This is a genomic window from Lelliottia wanjuensis (genome assembly GCF_030238365.1).
In the GTDB taxonomy this organism is placed as follows: domain Bacteria; phylum Pseudomonadota; class Gammaproteobacteria; order Enterobacterales; family Enterobacteriaceae; genus Enterobacter; species Enterobacter wanjuensis.
On sequence record NZ_JASSOT010000001.1, the window covers coordinates 347,295 to 363,076 of the forward strand.

A 15,782-nucleotide genomic window follows, 5' to 3' on the forward strand; every position below is an offset into this window, starting at 1 on the left:
GCAGAATAATTAGTTGCTGCCGAAATGTATGACGGTGCGGATCGACTTCCCTTCGTGCATCAGATCGAAGGCTTCGTTGATCTGCTCCAGCGGCAGACGGTGGGTAATGAACGGGTCGAGATTGATTTTCCCGACCATCGCATCTTCTACCATGCCCGGCAGCTGAGTGCGCCCTTTTACGCCACCAAATGCAGACCCGCGCCAGACGCGTCCGGTCACCAGTTGGAACGGACGGGTTTTGATCTCCTGGCCCGCACCGGCCACGCCGATGATGATGCTCTCACCCCAGCCTTTATGGCAGCATTCCAGCGCAGAACGCATAACATTCACGTTGCCGATACATTCAAAGCTGAAGTCCACACCGCCGTCAGTCAGTTCAACAATCACGTCCTGAACCGGTTTGTCGTAGTCTTTCGGGTTGATGAAGTCGGTCGCGCCCATTTCACCAGCCAGTTTGAATTTCTCCGGGTTAGTGTCGACGGCCAGAATACGACCGGCTTTCGCCTGAACCGCGCCCTGGATCACCGCCAGACCGATCCCGCCCAGACCAAACACCGCCACGGTGTCGCCCTCTTTCACTTTCGCCGTGTTGTGCACCGCACCGATACCGGTGGTCACGCCGCAGCCCAGCAGACAGACTTTGTCCAGCGGTGCCTGTGGGTTCACTTTCGCCAGCGAGATTTCCGCACAGACGGTGTATTCGCTGAAGGTGCTGGTGCCCATGTAGTGGTAAATCGGCTCACCGTTGTAGGAGAAACGGGTGGTGCCGTCCGGCATCAGGCCTTTACCCTGCGTGGCGCGAACCGCCTGGCAGAGGTTGGTTTTGCCGGATTTACAGAACTTACACTCGCCGCATTCTGCGGTGTACAGCGGGATAACATGGTCACCCGGCTTGAGGCTGGTGACGCCTTCGCCCACTTTCACCACGACGCCACCGCCTTCATGGCCTAGTACCGCCGGGAATACGCCCTCAGGATCATCACCGGAGAGGGTAAATGCATCGGTGTGGCACACGCCGGTATGGGTAATTTTGATCAGCACTTCGCCTTTCTTCGGCGGCGCGACGTCAATTTCGACGATTTTCAACGGCTGGCCGGGGCCAAATGCGACAGCTGCACGTGATTTCATATTGCTTTCCTTTATGTGATGCCAGTGTTTTATTTTAGATAAGAGCGTAGCAAATGACCGACTTCCGCCATGCGAACCGCACGCTGGTCGGCGGTGGTTTCGCCCGTCACCAGCTCATCTTTGAGGTGAATTTCAACCATCTCGCCCATCAAACCGTTCGCCGCACCGCGAACCGCCGCGATTTGCTGCAGGATGGCAAGACAGGGTTCGCCGGACTCCAGCGCACGTTCCAGGGCATCGACCTGCCCCCGGATGCGGCGCACACGAGTCAAAACACGTTTTTTGTCTTCGGGTGAATGTGGCATGCGCCCTCCTTAAATATACTGTAGGGGGGTATAGTAGCCGATTTATCTTCGAGATGAAAATCTGAATGATGGGTCCGATATATAAACGGTAAAAACCTGGCCGTCAGCGGCCAGGTTTTTGTCGACAATCATACTACCGGTTACAGTCTACTTCCCGGCATTCCTCGGTACCATAATGAGGACCGCGATAAACGACAGCAGGCAAAACAACACGTTGACCAGCAGGCCGATTGTCGCTGCCGTCGCGCCACCAGAGGAGAGCAGCGCCGTATAGACAGAAGCAGAAATAGCCACTCCGAATGCGCCGCCCAGAGAGCTGGCCATTTTGTATATCCCGGAGGCAATGCCGACTTTATCCGCTGGCGCATTAGAAATAGCAGTGTCCGTGGAGGGCGTGGCATAAAATCCGAGGCCCAGACCAAACAGGATGTAGCCCAGCAGCACAGCTACGACGTACGCTGTGTTTGATAAAAAGGTGAGCGCCATTAAAGCAATGCCAATTCCCGTCATAAAACTCCCTAACAGCATAGGCTTTTTGGCACCGATTTTTTGCAGCAATCTTTCTCCCACTCTGATCATCGCCAGTACCGCAATCAAATAACCAATGGTCAGCATACCGGACTGAAAAGCCGTAAATCCCCGAATTTGCTGAACGTACAAACTCGCCACCAGTAGCGTTCCCGCCGCTGCGTTAAGCATAAAGTTAGAAAACGTTGCCGCCGCATAAGGTTTATTTTTAAACAAAGACAAATCGATAAACCCGTTCTGCCTTTTAAAATAACTCTCTTTGCCAAATACAATCGCTGACACCACAAATACGGCAAACAAGATCAGCATCGGCTGACTTTTCCAGCCCAGAGTACTGCCTTTAGTAATGATCAGGTTAAGAGAGATGAGCATTACCACAAATGCGCACAGGCCTAAATAGTCGAAGCGATGTCTCCCCTTCTCGACAACTTTACTTTCTGGCGTACCGTGAATTAACAACATCCCCACTAAGGCGCAAATAATCGAAAAAATAAATATCCATTTCCAGCCCATCGATGTCGCAACCGCCCCGCCAAACAGTGAGCAGATGCCCGAACCGCCCCACGAACCAATAGACCAGAAGCTCAGTGCTCGCTGACGCGCCTTTCCCTCATAATAGGTCTTCATCAACGCCAGCGTGGCGGGCATAATACAGGCTCCGGAAAGCCCCTGAACCACTCTTCCAGCGGCAAAAATCACCGTGTTGCTGGCGAAAATAATAAGCAAACAGCCCACAATACTTAAAATAAACCCGATATAAGTCATTTTGACCCGGCCAATTTTATCTGCGACAGCACCGGCCACCACAATAAAACAGCCCGATAAGAGTGAAGTCAGACTGATGGCCAGATTTAATGAGGCTGACGGGATATTAATGTCCTGTTGAATAGCAGGGACAATATTCATCATAGATTGAGCAAATAACCAGAACGTTAATACACCTAACACAATACCCAGAGTCAGGCGATCATTACCTTTAAATTGTACCCGAGTGACGTTGTACCCTATTGAAGACATAATCATATCTCGCCATAGATGGATGGGGGTTACTTGAGGAACTTCTCGGCTAACGTGCACCAATAGCGAGCGCCAGGAATGATGAGTTCGTCATTAAAATCAAACCCAGGGTGGTGTACCGGGCAGAGATCCGGTTCATCGCCAGCACCGATCATCAAATAGCTGCCGTTGGGGTTTCGTTCGAGCATAAAGGCGAAGTCTTCGCTTCCCATCATCGCGTGGGTATCCTCGCAGATCATCGACGGGTCCATTAATTCTTTCGCCACGCTAATGGCAAAATCGGTCGCCTCGCGGCCATTGACCAACTCCGGGCAGCCATTGACATGGTCGACTTTGACCGTCGCACCAAAGCTCTTCGCCTGTCCTTGTGCAATTTCGGTGATCCTTTCCACCATCAAGCGGCGAACATCCGCATTTAGCGCGCGCACGCTCAGCTGAAGCCGGGCATGTTCATTGATAATATTCGGCGCAAGCCCTGACTGGATACTGCCAACAGTGACCACTGCGGGCTGGAAAGGCACCACATTACGCGAGACGATCGTCTGCAAAGCCACGGCGATGTAACACGCAATCATCCCTGCATCAATGGTCTTTTCAGGATACGCACCGTGGCCGCCCACGCCGTTGACGTCAATGACGATGGTGTCTGAAGAGGCCATCATCGGCCCTTTTTTGAAATGGAAAGTGCCTTTCTTCAGGCCAGGCATATTATGCAGCGCGAAAATGGCATCACAGGGAAATGTTTCAAACAGACCGTCGTCCAGCATGACTCGTCCGCCATAAAGCAACTCTTCACCTGGCTGGAAAATCAGATTAAGGGTGCCGTTAAAATTTCGGGTTTTGGCCAGATATTCTGCGGCACAAAGCAGGATCGTGGTGTGTCCGTCGTGCCCGCAGCCATGAAATTTCCCTGCCTCACTGCTGGCCCAGGCTTTACCGCTCTGCTCCTGCATCGGCAACGCGTCCATATCAGCCCGCAATCCCAGCACTTTTTTTCCGTCTCCGACCGTCAGACTCCCTACCACGCCGGTCTGGGCAAGTCCTCGATTCACCTTATATCCCCAGGAGATCAATTTCTCTGCAACCAGATCGCTGGTGTGATACTCCTCCAGACCGATTTCGGGATGGCTATGTAATTGATGTCTTAACGCGATATATCTTGCCTGGCTTTCTTCGAGGGTTTTCATCATGTCAGTCATCGCATTTTTCCTTCATGTCTGTGTGGTTAATGTCCGTATTATAAAGCGAGCCAAAAACCGTAACAGGAGATTACTTTCCCAATAGATAGCAAAATTTGCGCACTTTCGGGCTCACCAGTCGGCCACGTTAAAAAATGATGCACTCATTTTTGACGTCTGTTTTCGGCGTTCAGAAAAATACACATCGGAAGGTTCAGCATGCAGAAAATGACATTTCAAAACTACTCTGTGGATATTGTAAATATTCTCGACGAAGAGAGTCGGGGCTATGACGGCGTGACTCTGTTTTATTTGCTGAAAGGCGTCGTGGCGGTGCAAACTTCGCGCGAAAAGGTTACGTTAAATCCGCAGGATTTGTTGCTCATTAATCAATATGAGAATTACCATCTCACCAGCCTTGGGGACAATATTATTGTCAGAGTCGCGATATCTCATCGCTATTTCTCTCGCTACTACACCCACTATGCCGCTGCCAGATTTAGCATCGAATTTGATGATAACCATCAGCACCTGAAAATGTTACGCGAAATTATCACGCAACTGGCCATCAGCAAATTACAAAGTCACAAAGAGACCGGACTGCTGGAGATAAACGCCCTGCTTTCCAGTTTATTAAGTTTGCTCATTATGTATTTTAAGCGGAAAAAACCTCACGCCGAGAAAGAGTCACAAACGGGCTACTCCTCCCGAATTGAAAATACGTTGATTTACCTGCAGGAGAATTACAACAAACCCTTATCCCTTTCCTTACTGGCTAAAATAAACCACACGTCCGAAGCTTACTTTTCTCGGCTGTTCTCACGTGAGGTCGGCATCAGCTTTAAAACGTATCTGACGCAGTTGCGTTTTATGTTCTGTATTGAGGCACTGTCCAGAAGCCAAAAGCCGCTCTATCAAATTGTGGAAGAGAATGGCTTTAGCGATACGCGCCATTTTACCGCCCTGTTTAAATCCAAATATGCCATGACCCCCCATCAGTACCGCGCGTTGTCTCGCGCGGGCAAATCACCGGCTCACGTGATTTATGACCTGCCCAAACAAGCGCCAGCGACACGCCCGCCACGCTTTGGCGAGGTACATCCAGCAGAACTCCTGTCTCTACTGGCGAGCAGTATGAGCACACACGAGCAGATGGTCGATATTGAACAGGTGACCACGGAAAAGGTTACCTTCCCCCTGGGCGAAAAAAGAGATACCACCGCCCCTCTGCCCCATCCGGTCTATATGGCAAAAGTGGGCCATCTTGAAGAGCTGCTCAAAAGCACGGTACAACAGCAGATCATCAGCGCCCGCCAGCAAATGCCGCTGAAATTCATCCAGGTTGATCAGATCTTTGCTGAGAAAACCCTGCCGACACACTTACTGACGGATGAACCCTGGCCCTCTTTTTCACACTACGCTTGCGCCGATACCGCCGTAGCGTTTCTCAGACAGCAGGGTGTTGCACTGCTGATCAGCCTCCACTTTCAGGCGACGGAAGAGGAAATGCGCACGATATCCATTCGATTCCTCGATTTTATCGCGCACAACATGACCCTGTTTGGTGAGGATTATGTCAGCAGTTGGGCGCTGAGCTACCACCCGAACGTGGATTATCCTGAGGAGTCCGAAACCCGGTTCCTGCGGCTACGTAACGCGCTAAAAGCGATTTTGCCCCGGATGCAAACCGGCATTTATTACCCTTTTCCCCATGAGAAAAAAGCGATGGCTGAAATCCCTTTCTTTGCGAGCAACCTTGCAAAGCAGATCGATTTCCTGGGGTTTTCGGCCAACGCCAACGACAAGATCCGTCGTAAAGGATTCGGGAAAGAGGATATGGCGGACACCGAATTTTTCGTTCAGCGCCAGGCATTAACAATCGTCGAACAGCTCAACAAGAATGGTCTGACAACGCCATTGTTCCTGGAAACCTGGAACACACTGACAGGCGATACGCGTCAGACCAATGGTGCATTTTTTCGCGGAGCCTTGCTAATGAACACTCTGCTTTCGCTAACGGAACACGTGACTTGTGTCGGCTTCTGGATTAATTCAGAGGTGCAGCATGAAATGCGGGAAGAGAAGCACATCGACACCAGCAGCCTTTCGCTCTTTTTTGTCGGTCCCACCCGTCGCCCGATGTTTCACGTACTGCGACTGCGCGAGCGGCTTACGGGTGCGGTCGCGGCAAAGGGGGAAAACTATCTGGTGACCCGCGAGGGTCAGGGGTATCGGGTGCTGCTGACAAATAGCGTGACGTTTAATCCCTGTCTGTCGCTACAGGAGCATCTTATGAAGGGCTTTCGCAAACAGCTCAGCGTGACGATATCTGGGATGGAGCCTGGCACGTACCAGATTAAACGGCATCTCTTTGACCAACAGCACGGCGCGCTCTTTCATCAATTCGAATGCCAGCCAACCCGTTATGGCCGCGACAGTGAAGTCATGCAGTTTATTGACCTTCATTCTTCACCCGATCTGCATCTCTATGATGAAAATATCAATACCTGCTGGAAGATCTGTGTCGAAATGGATGTCAACGCGCTCTGTCTATTTGAGATCAATAGAATTACTACGCCATAGGTCGCCAGGAAAATCCAGGACCTGCCGACATCGGTCAGGTCCCGTAAACACACAGCACTGCAGATTTGAATACACCCTGTCCGTTGGATAGTGCATTTATAATCTGTCACCCTGTGTTTGTCATGGATATATTCATCATTGAAATTAAACAGACTTAAAGCAAATCATCAGGTTAAAGCCCACCTTAAGAACGAATGTTTATTCACTTAATCAGTTTATGGATGTTTGACGGCAACGCAGACAAAAAACCCGCTCTCGGAAGCGGGTTTGGCAGACTATCAGGAACGCTTTTTCGGCATCATGCGCAGCAGCGTATTGTCCTTCCAGTAATAATGGTGCAGCAGCGCCGCAAAGGCGTGGATCCCAATCACGAAATAGCCGATGTTTGCCAGCGTCACGTGCCAGGATTTCAGGGTGTCGACTAAATCGAAATTCGCTTCTGCCGCGTGCGGCATCACCAGACCGAATGCCAGCCACGGGTTACCGCGGTTATACATCATCACCAGGCCAATCAGCGGCAGCGCAATAAACAGCAGATAAACCACCAGGTGCCCCAGATGCGACATCCCGGTGATCATCGGTTTTGGCTTAGGCTGAATCGGCGGCGCCGGGAATTTGAGGCGCACCAGCAGACGCGCGACCATCAGCACCAGGATCGAAATCCCGCAGGAAACATGAATCATATTGATCACCGGACGCGCGGTGCGCGGGAAAAAACCGCGTAACTCCATCGCCGCGTAGGCCACGATAACCAGCAGAAACACCAGCCAGTGAATGCCAATTTGCAGGCCAGTATATTTATTACGCATATGATTTCCTGGATAAAGTCGAACAAAGGGTCAACATAACGGGCTTTACTTAAAAATTCATTAACTTTTCTTTATGGGTTTTCAAAAACTTCGCCCGCGCATGAATCATCTTCAATTGCCTCACCCGCCGTCATGGTCTAAGCCTGGAGGAGTTTTCAAACTGTCGCATCGTTCAGTTCATACAGGAGTCAACCATGAGTAAAATTGGCATTAATGGTTTTGGCCGCATCGGGCGTCTGGTCCTGCGCCGTCTGCTTGAAACTCAGGACAGCAACACCGTCGTGGCGATTAACGATCTCACCTCCCCCAAAGTGCTGGCCTATCTGCTGAAACACGACTCGAACTACGGTCCTTTCCCGTGGAGCGTCGATTTCACCGAAGACTCGCTGATTGTCGATGGCAAATCGATCTCCGTGTACGCCGAAAAAGAGGCCAAACACATTCCATGGACCTCGGCGGGCGTGGATCTGGTGGTGGAGTGCACCGGTTTCTATACCTCGGAGGAGAAATCGAAAGCCCACCTCGACGCCGGGGCGAAAAAAGTGCTGATCTCCGCGCCCGCTGGCGAGATGAAAACCATCGTCTTTAACGTCAACGACGACACCATTGACGCCAGCGACACCATTATTTCGGTGGCGTCCTGCACCACCAACTGCCTGGCCCCGCTGGCAAAAGTGCTGAACGACGCCTTCGGGATTAAGGTCGGCACCATGACCACCATCCATGCCTACACTGGCACCCAGGCGCTGGTCGATGGCCCGCGCGGGAAAGACCTGCGCGCTTCGCGTGCGGCGGCGGAGAATATCATTCCGCATACCACCGGGGCGGCGAAAGCGATTGGGCTGGTCATCCCTGCGCTCAGTGGAAAGCTGAAAGGTCACGCCCAACGCGTGCCGGTGAAAACCGGATCGGTGACGGAGCTGGTGTCGATTCTGGAGAAAAAGGTGACCGTCGATGAGATCCACGCCGCGCTGAAAAAAGCGACCGAGGGCAATGAATCCTTTGGCTATACGGACGAGGAGATCGTCTCCTCAGATGTGATCGGCTCGCACTTTGGCTCAATCTTTGACGCCACGCAGACGGAAGTGTCCGAGGCGGGAGACGTACAGCTGGTGAAAACCGTAGCCTGGTATGACAACGAGTACGGCTTTGTCACCCAACTGGTGCGCACGCTGGATAAGTTCGCCGCACTTTAACTGATTGCGGGCAGCCTCGCTGCCCGCTAATCACAACATTACGACTGGAGATAAACCACCTGAGTTTGCAGATATTCATGCAAACCGTGTTTCCCGTCCGCCCCGCCGATACCCGACTTGCGCCAGCCCGCGTGGAAGCCCTGCATCGCCTCAAAGTTCTCGCGGTTGATGTAGGTCTCGCCGAATTTCAGCCCTTTGATGGCTTTCATCGCTACGTTCAGATCCTGGGTATACACCGAAGAGGTCAGGCCGTACTCGCTGTCGTTGGCCATCGCCAGCGCGTCTTCGAGAGAATCAAACGCCACCACCGGCAGCACCGGGCCGAAGGTCTCTTCGTGCATGATGCTCATCTCCTGGCGCACATCCAGCAGCAGGGTCGGCGGATAGTAGTAGCCTTTACCTTCCACCGCCTTGCCGCCGAGCGCCACTCGCGCCCCCTCCTGCACCGCGCGCGCCACTTTCTGCTCGACGCGTTCCAGCGCCGCGGCGTTAATCAGCGGGCCCATCGCGATATCCGTGCGCTCCGCCGGATTGCCAAACTGCACCGCTTTCATCGCCTCACCCAGACGGTTCACAAAGCGGTCGTAGATACCTTTCTGAACATACACGCGCTCGGCGCAGTTACACACCTGCCCGGTATTAATGACGCGCGAGTCGACAATCGCTTTCACCGCCAGCTCCAGATCCGCATCGTCCATCACGATAGCAGGCGCTTTGCCGCCCAGCTCCAGACACACTTTGGTGATGTTTTTCGCCGCGGCGGTCATGATCTTCTCACCGGCGGTGACGCTGCCGGTCATGCTGACCATCGCCACTTTCGGGTTGCCCGCCAGCTCCTGACCGACGGTTTCGCCGCGCCCGAGCACCAGGTTAAAGACCCCTTTTGGCAGACCAATTTCATCGACGATTTTGGCAAATGCGATGGCGTTATTCGGCGTGAATTCGCTCGGTTTGATAACGATGGTGTTGCCCGTCAGCAGCGCAGGCGCCAGCTTGCGGGCAATCAGGAAGAACGGGAAGTTCCACGGCAGAATGCCGGTCGTCACGCCGAGAGCACGTTTAAAGACCAGAATGTTTTCGCCCGGACGATCGCTCTGAATAATCTCGCCTTCGTAACGACGCGCCCACTCGGCCATGTAGTCGATGTAATCGGCGGTGAAATTGACTTCCACTTCCGCCAGCTGTTGAATTTTGCCTCCCTCGGCGACAATCAGGGCGCTGATTTCACTCACGCGCTCGCGAATCCCGGCGGAGATTTTGCGCAGCCAGTTCGCACGCTCAATCGCCGGAAGCGCTTCCCAGCCCGGCTGCGCGCGGTCGGCGGCCTCTATCGCTTTGCGGGCGTCTTCGGCACGCCCATCGGGAATACGGGAAATGACCTCTTCGGTGGCCGGATTGGTGACATCAATCCAGGCGTCACCTTGCCAGGCAACAAACTGTCCATCGATATACATAGGATGTTGTACGGGTACTGTCATGACCTGCTCCTGTGATTGCACTGTTTTTAACACGTGAAATTATTGTTAAAAATTACAGCCGAGTTTCAGGAGACCCAGGGTATCGCGCTGTTTTTGTGAGATATCTCAAAAAAGAATCGCGTCAGCAAACATTTCGATTACAGACAAGCAACATAAAATGCCCGTTTGCGACGCAGGCTGCGCAAACGGGCAAAGGTTACAGAAGGGAACGGCTGACCAGCGCCTCGGTGAGCGTGGTGTCATGGCGTAGAATCTGCCAGGCGGCTTCGACGTGAGGCGGAATATCCACGTGAGCGATAAAGTCGCGCCCCGCCGGGCCGTAACCGTTGGCATCATCCCGCAGGCGCGGGAGTTCGCCGAGCACCAGCGACAGATAGCGCTCCACCGGCCACAGCCCCTCGCCACCACCGCTGAACACCAGACCGTCGTCGCTGTTTTGCAGACGCGGATTAATGCCCGGATGGCTGGTCAAGTGTGGCGGCACGCGCTCGTCGCGGCACACCCGCGCAAAGGTCGCCATGGTACGCCGCTGCATTGTCGGATCTTGCACCACCAGAAGACGTTCCGGGACCGGCGCATGATGTTTGAGCATATTCCAGCTAAACCGCGCGTTTTCTCCGCAGTTGGTGGACTGGTCTTCAATCAAAATGCGTTCATCGGGAATGTGCCAGAACTGGCGCGCGATATCCGCCAAAATCGCCGCCTCTGCGCGTCCGGTGGTCGGAACGGTGTTATAGCGCGGGTGACGAGCCGTCGCCGCATACAGAAAAGTCGTTGAGTGGCCGATACCCCCGCTAATGATCAGCGGAATCGCCTGCTCAGACGCGATCCGGCAGGCGGCGTCGATGGCCGGGATCACCGCGTTCCCGGCAAGTATCACAGCATCAAACGGCTGGCCGTGACGATAATCGTCCTGCGCCAGCCACTCACCGCTCGTATTGACCGCCGCGAGGGTTGCCTCGGGCAGGCAGGGAAAAAGGTTAAGCGTCATCATGACCTCCTTACATCAGGTTATGTTCAGAGTAACGCGTATGTCGTGGCGAAACAGAGGATCTCTCCGAAAGCCGCCCGCCTGTTACCGCAGATGGCGGCAATCATATTTGATTTAATGCACTATTTCATATTCACTTGAATTATGATTTCTGCCACAGGTAGAATCGTTAGCCCACTAACTATTCAATTTTTCCAAAGGTAACTGACGTTATGCGCCTGCCTCAACGCGATCCTTATGCTCCTCGCGAGTGGCAGCCACATGAGAAACCCGCCCTGCTCGGTTCGCCTTCGACGCCCCTGCACAGCACGCCAAAACGCGTGGCCTATGGCGTGGTGGGGTTACTGGTCTGCCTGACGGGGGCGCTCGGCAACGCGATGGTTGCCGCCAACCTGCAAAATTTGCAGGGCACCTTTGCCGTCTGGTCGACGGAGATCGCCTGGCTTCCCGCCGTCTACGTGATGACCAACGTCTCGATCAACCTGCTGCTGGTAAAATTTCGCCAGCAGTTCGGGCTGCGCGCCTTTACGGAAGGGTTTCTGGTGCTCTATGTGCTGGTGACCTTTTTCCACCTGTTCGTCAATGATTTGAGTTCCGCGCTGATGGTCCGCGCCGCCCACGGGATGGTCGCCGCCGCCCTGAGCTCGCTGGGCATTTACTATCAGATTCAGGCCTGGCCCGCGAAACATCGTCTTAAAGCGCTGACCATCGGGATCACCGGCTCCTCGCTGGCGATCCCCATCGCCCGCCTGTTCTCCACCGAACTGCTGCAGCTCGACGAATGGCGCGGGCTCTATTTCTTCGAGCTCGGCCTGGCGCTGATTTCGCTCGGGTGCGTGATCGCCCTGAAACTCCCGCCCGGCGATCGGAAAAAAGTCTTTGAGAAGAAAGATTTCATCACCTTCTTCCTGCTGGCACCGGGCATGGCGCTGCTCTGCGCGGTGCTGTCTCTCGGGCGTCTCGACTGGTGGTTTGAAGCGCCGTGGATCGGCTGGGCGCTGGCGGCCTCGCTGGTGCTGATCCTCTCCGCCATCGTCTTTGAACACAACCGCAGCAACCCGCTGCTCAATACCCGCTGGCTCTCCAGCGGCAGCATTCTGCGCCTGGGGCTGATTATGCTGCTGATCCGCATCGTGCTGGCGGAGCAAAACACCGGGGTGATCGGCTGGCTGCAGTATGTCGGGTTGCAGAACGAACAAATGACCCACCTGGCCTGGTCGATCTTCGCCGGGATCGCCTGCGGGATTGTCGCCAGCTGTCTGACCATTAAGCCGACTAAACTGGCCTGGCCGATCGTCACCTCCCTGCTGCTGATGATTGTCGCCTCCCTGCTCGACAGCCAGTCCACCAGCTTAACCCGCCCGGATCAGCTGATGTTCAGCCAGTTCTTACTCGGCTTTGGCAGCGCGTTTTTCCTCGCCCCGGCGATGCTGGCGGGGATTGGCGGCGTGATTGCCGATCCGCGCAACCTGGTCAGCTTCTCGGTGCTGTTTGGCATGAGCCAGAACGTCGGCGGCCTGCTCGGTTCCGCGATCCTCGGCACCTTTCAGACCTGGCGCGAGAAATATCACTCCAGTTTATTAGCCGATCAGCTCACCACGCTGAATCCGCTGGTCAACGAGCGGCTACAAATGTACAGCCAGATGTACCAGAATTTGATTGGCGACAGCGCCCTGCTTGGCACTCAGGCCGTGCTGCAGCTGCAAACCGTCACCACACTGGAGGCCAATATTCTGGCCTATAACGATACCTATATGCTGACGGCGGGGATTGCCACCGCCACGCTGGTCTGGATTTTGTGGCGCTTGCTGCGCCTGAGAATCACCGCCCGGATGGCGCTAAAACGCGCCACTGGCACCAAATAACAGAAGAAAATCAATAATGAACATGGCTTTACCCCGGGAGACGTTATGAGTCAGCAGGATGCCGCCAAAGAGCAGGCCAACACCCGCAATAACTTGCGCATTGTTTCTATTTTTACCGCGGCGGCCATCGGCATCGTCGGGGTGCTGGTGATCCTGTACGCCTGGCAGTTGCCGCCGTTCACGCGCCACACCCAGTTTACCGATAACGCCTACGTGCGCGGGCAGACCACCTTTATCAGTCCGCAGGTCAACGGCTACATCACCGAAGTGAAGGTGCAGGATTTCGAGCAGGTCAAAAAAGGCGACCTGCTGTTGCAAATTGACGACCGCATCTACCGCCAGCGCGTGCATCAGGCCGAGGCCCAGCTGGCAATGAAACAGGCGGCGCTGGAAAACAATCTCCAGCAGCGGAAAAGCGCTGAAGCGGTGATTGCCCGCAACGACGCGGCGCTGAAAAACGCCCGCGCCCAGAGCCTGAAAACGCAGGCAGATTTAAAGCGCGTGAAGGATCTCACCGCCGACGGTTCGCTCTCCATTCGCGAGCGCGACGCAGCTCTCGCCAGCGCCGCTCAGGGCAGCGCCGATATCGACCAGGCCAAAGCCACGCTGGAGATGTCGCGTCAGGATCTGCAAACCGTAATCGTCAATCGCGGCTCGCTGGAAGCGGATGTCGAGAGTGCGAAAGCCGCGCTGGAGCTGGCGCAGATTGATCTGCAGAACACACGGATTATCGCCCCGCGCGACGGTCAGCTCGGGCAGATTGCCGTGCGTCTCGGCGCGTACGTCACCGCTGGAACGCATCTCACGACGCTGGTTCCGCCGCAGCATTGGGTCATCGCCAACATCAAAGAGACGCAGCTGGCGGATCTGCGCGTCGGGCAACCGGTCACCTTTACCGTCGATGCATTGAACAATAAAAAGTATCAGGGGCGCGTGCAGAGTATCTCTCCGGCGACCGGCGTGGAGTTCAGCGCTATCACGCCGGATAACGCCACCGGCAACTTTGTCAAAATCGCCCAGCGTATTCCGGTGCGTATTGAGGTACTCGGCAAACCGGAAGAGACCGCGCTGCTGCGCCCTGGGATGTCCGTGCAGGTGAATATCGACACGCGGGAGGCGAAAGAATGACGCTTCGTCCCGTGGCCTGCGCCCTCGTCGCCCTGTGGCTGGCCGGATGTCAGTCGGCAGATGTCGCCCCGGCGAAAAACTCGCTGCAAATCCCTGCACATTGGCGGGCGGCGACCGGCCACGCCCGTCCGGCAGAACAACTGTGGTGGCGAAATTTTCACGATAACCACCTCAACCGCTACGTCGATCGGGCGCTGCAAAATAACAGCGACGTGCTGATCGCCCGCGAGCGGATCAACGAATATCAGGCGCGCGTTTACGCCGCCGACAGCAGCTTGTTTCCGTCGCTCGATGCAGGCGTGAGCGGCACCCGGGCGCGCGCGCAGTCCGCCGCCACCGGGCTGCCGGTTTACAGCACCTTGTATAAAGGCAGTCTCACCGCCAGCTACGACGTGGATATCTGGGGCGTTAACCGCAGTACCGCGAATGCCGCCGAAGCCACGCTGGAAGCACAAAAAGCGGCAGCCGCCGCCGCGGATCTTACGGTCGCGTCGTCGGTGGCGTCGGGCTATGTCACCCTGCTTTCACTCGATGAACAGCTGCGCGTGACGCAGTCGACGGTCAAATCGCGGGAAGATGCGCTGGCTCTGGCTAAACGCCAGTTCGAAACGGGCTACAGTTCACGGCTCGAGCTGATGCAGTCCGACTCCGAACTGCGATCCACGCGCGCGCAAATCCCACTGCTTCAGCACCAGATCGCCGTGCAGGAAAATGCCCTCAGTCAGCTGCTGGGAGACAATCCCGGCGAGGTGGCGCGTAGCGACAGTTTCAGCTCGCTGACGCCGCTGCAACTCCCGTCACAGCTGCCCTCGTCGCTGCTCAATCGCCGCCCGGATATCGTGCAGGCGGAACGCCAGCTGATTGCAGCCGACGCCACGCTCGCCGCCTCTCGCGCCAGCCTGTTGCCGTCGATCAACCTCACCGCCACGGGATCGGTACAAGATCGCACTCTGCCCGGCTTGCTGGATAACCCGCTGCAGCTCTGGAGTCTCGGCGGGAGCATCCTGGCACCGCTGCTGAACCGCCAGGCGCTGAATGCCCAAGTGGATATTTCCCAGTCCCAGCGCAATCAGGCGCTGTACGCCTATGAAAAAACCGTGCGCAACGCCTTCCGGGAAGTGAACGACAGCCTGGATGCCATCACGCGCTATCAGGAACAACTGACCGAACTGCTGGCGCAGCAGGATGTGGCGCAGGAGACGCTGCGCATCGCGCAAAACCGCTATCGCAACGGGTACTCGTCCTATCTGGACGTCCTCGACGCACAGCGCACGCTGTTCTCAGTGCAAACCAGCGTGGTGCAGGTGAAAAATAATCTGCTGCTGGCGCAGATTGATCTGTATAAGGCGCTGGGCGGGGGATGGAGGTAAAAGCATTATCTCCCTCACCCGTGTGAGAGGCTTGGAGTGAGGGCACCAGACCGCACGAACCTCACCTCTGCGCCGGGTGGCGGCTGCGCCTTACCCGGCCTACCGGGCTCATCATTTAATGCCCTCCCGCGCCTGCCTATTGCCCCCTTATGTATTCTTGCACCCCGTACTCTGTCCGGTATTAAGGTCATAGACGGGGAACACAC

The 15,782-nt window shown here is 55.2% G+C and carries 12 protein-coding genes; 5 read left to right on the forward strand and 7 right to left on the reverse strand.

What is annotated here, in order from left to right; translation table 11 throughout:
* Positions 1–9: 9 nt before the first annotated feature.
* The 4 genes from QQF33_RS01660 to QQF33_RS01675 form a co-directional block, all read right to left on the reverse strand.
* A complete protein-coding gene (locus QQF33_RS01660) occupies positions 10–1,128 on the reverse strand; it encodes an S-(hydroxymethyl)glutathione dehydrogenase/class III alcohol dehydrogenase (protein ID WP_285157279.1) in 1,119 nt (372 codons plus the stop codon).
* A 29-nt stretch (positions 1,129–1,157) separates the two neighbouring features.
* Entirely contained in the window at positions 1,158–1,433 is a 276-nt protein-coding gene (locus tag QQF33_RS01665; RefSeq protein ID WP_032610935.1) for a metal/formaldehyde-sensitive transcriptional repressor, read from the reverse strand.
* A 147-nt stretch (positions 1,434–1,580) separates the two neighbouring features.
* A complete protein-coding gene (locus tag QQF33_RS01670) occupies positions 1,581–2,978 on the reverse strand; it encodes an MFS transporter (RefSeq protein ID WP_390888458.1) in 1,398 nt (465 codons plus the stop codon).
* Positions 2,979–3,007: 29 nt separating this feature from the next.
* Positions 3,008–4,177, reverse strand: coding sequence for a M20 aminoacylase family protein (locus QQF33_RS01675; RefSeq protein WP_285157281.1), 1,170 nt, complete (start codon positions 4,175–4,177; stop codon positions 3,008–3,010).
* Between the two features lie 198 nt (positions 4,178–4,375).
* Between QQF33_RS01675 and QQF33_RS01680 the strand changes: the two genes are divergently transcribed.
* Positions 4,376–6,739, forward strand: coding sequence for a helix-turn-helix domain-containing protein (locus QQF33_RS01680; RefSeq protein WP_285157282.1), 2,364 nt, complete (start codon positions 4,376–4,378; stop codon positions 6,737–6,739).
* 278 nt (positions 6,740–7,017) lie between these two features.
* Here the strand turns inward: QQF33_RS01680 and cybB are convergent, their stop codons facing one another.
* Entirely contained in the window at positions 7,018–7,548 is a 531-nt protein-coding gene (cybB, locus tag QQF33_RS01685) for a cytochrome b561 (RefSeq protein WP_282493134.1), read from the reverse strand.
* 194 nt (positions 7,549–7,742) lie between these two features.
* On the opposite strand from cybB, the gene gap reads away from it, so the two are divergent.
* Positions 7,743–8,744: a type I glyceraldehyde-3-phosphate dehydrogenase gene (gap, locus tag QQF33_RS01690; RefSeq protein WP_285157283.1), complete on the forward strand. Its 1,002-nt coding sequence runs from the start codon at positions 7,743–7,745 to the stop codon at positions 8,742–8,744.
* Positions 8,745–8,782: 38 nt separating this feature from the next.
* Here gap and aldA read toward each other — a convergent pair whose 3' ends face one another.
* Positions 8,783–10,222, reverse strand: a complete 1,440-nt coding sequence (aldA, locus tag QQF33_RS01695; RefSeq protein ID WP_285157284.1) for an aldehyde dehydrogenase — start codon at positions 10,220–10,222, stop codon at positions 8,783–8,785.
* Between the two features lie 196 nt (positions 10,223–10,418).
* Entirely contained in the window at positions 10,419–11,213 is a 795-nt protein-coding gene (locus QQF33_RS01700) for a YdcF family protein (RefSeq protein ID WP_285157285.1), read from the reverse strand.
* 212 nt (positions 11,214–11,425) lie between these two features.
* Here QQF33_RS01700 and QQF33_RS01705 point away from each other — a divergent pair, with 212 nt between their 5' ends.
* The 3 genes from QQF33_RS01705 to QQF33_RS01715 are packed head-to-tail and all read left to right on the forward strand — an operon-like array spanning position 11,426 to position 15,576.
* Entirely contained in the window at positions 11,426–13,078 is a 1,653-nt protein-coding gene (locus QQF33_RS01705; RefSeq protein ID WP_390888436.1) for an MFS transporter, read from the forward strand.
* Positions 13,079–13,123: 45 nt separating this feature from the next.
* The gene (locus QQF33_RS01710) at positions 13,124–14,206 is read left to right on the forward strand and encodes an HlyD family secretion protein (RefSeq protein WP_285144522.1); all 1,083 of its coding nucleotides are present in this window, start codon (positions 13,124–13,126) and stop codon (positions 14,204–14,206) included.
* The gene (locus QQF33_RS01715) at positions 14,203–15,576 is read left to right on the forward strand and encodes an efflux transporter outer membrane subunit (protein ID WP_285157286.1); all 1,374 of its coding nucleotides are present in this window, start codon (positions 14,203–14,205) and stop codon (positions 15,574–15,576) included. Before QQF33_RS01710 ends, QQF33_RS01715 begins: the two co-directional genes overlap by 4 nt.
* The last annotated feature ends 206 nt before the right edge of the window (positions 15,577–15,782 follow it).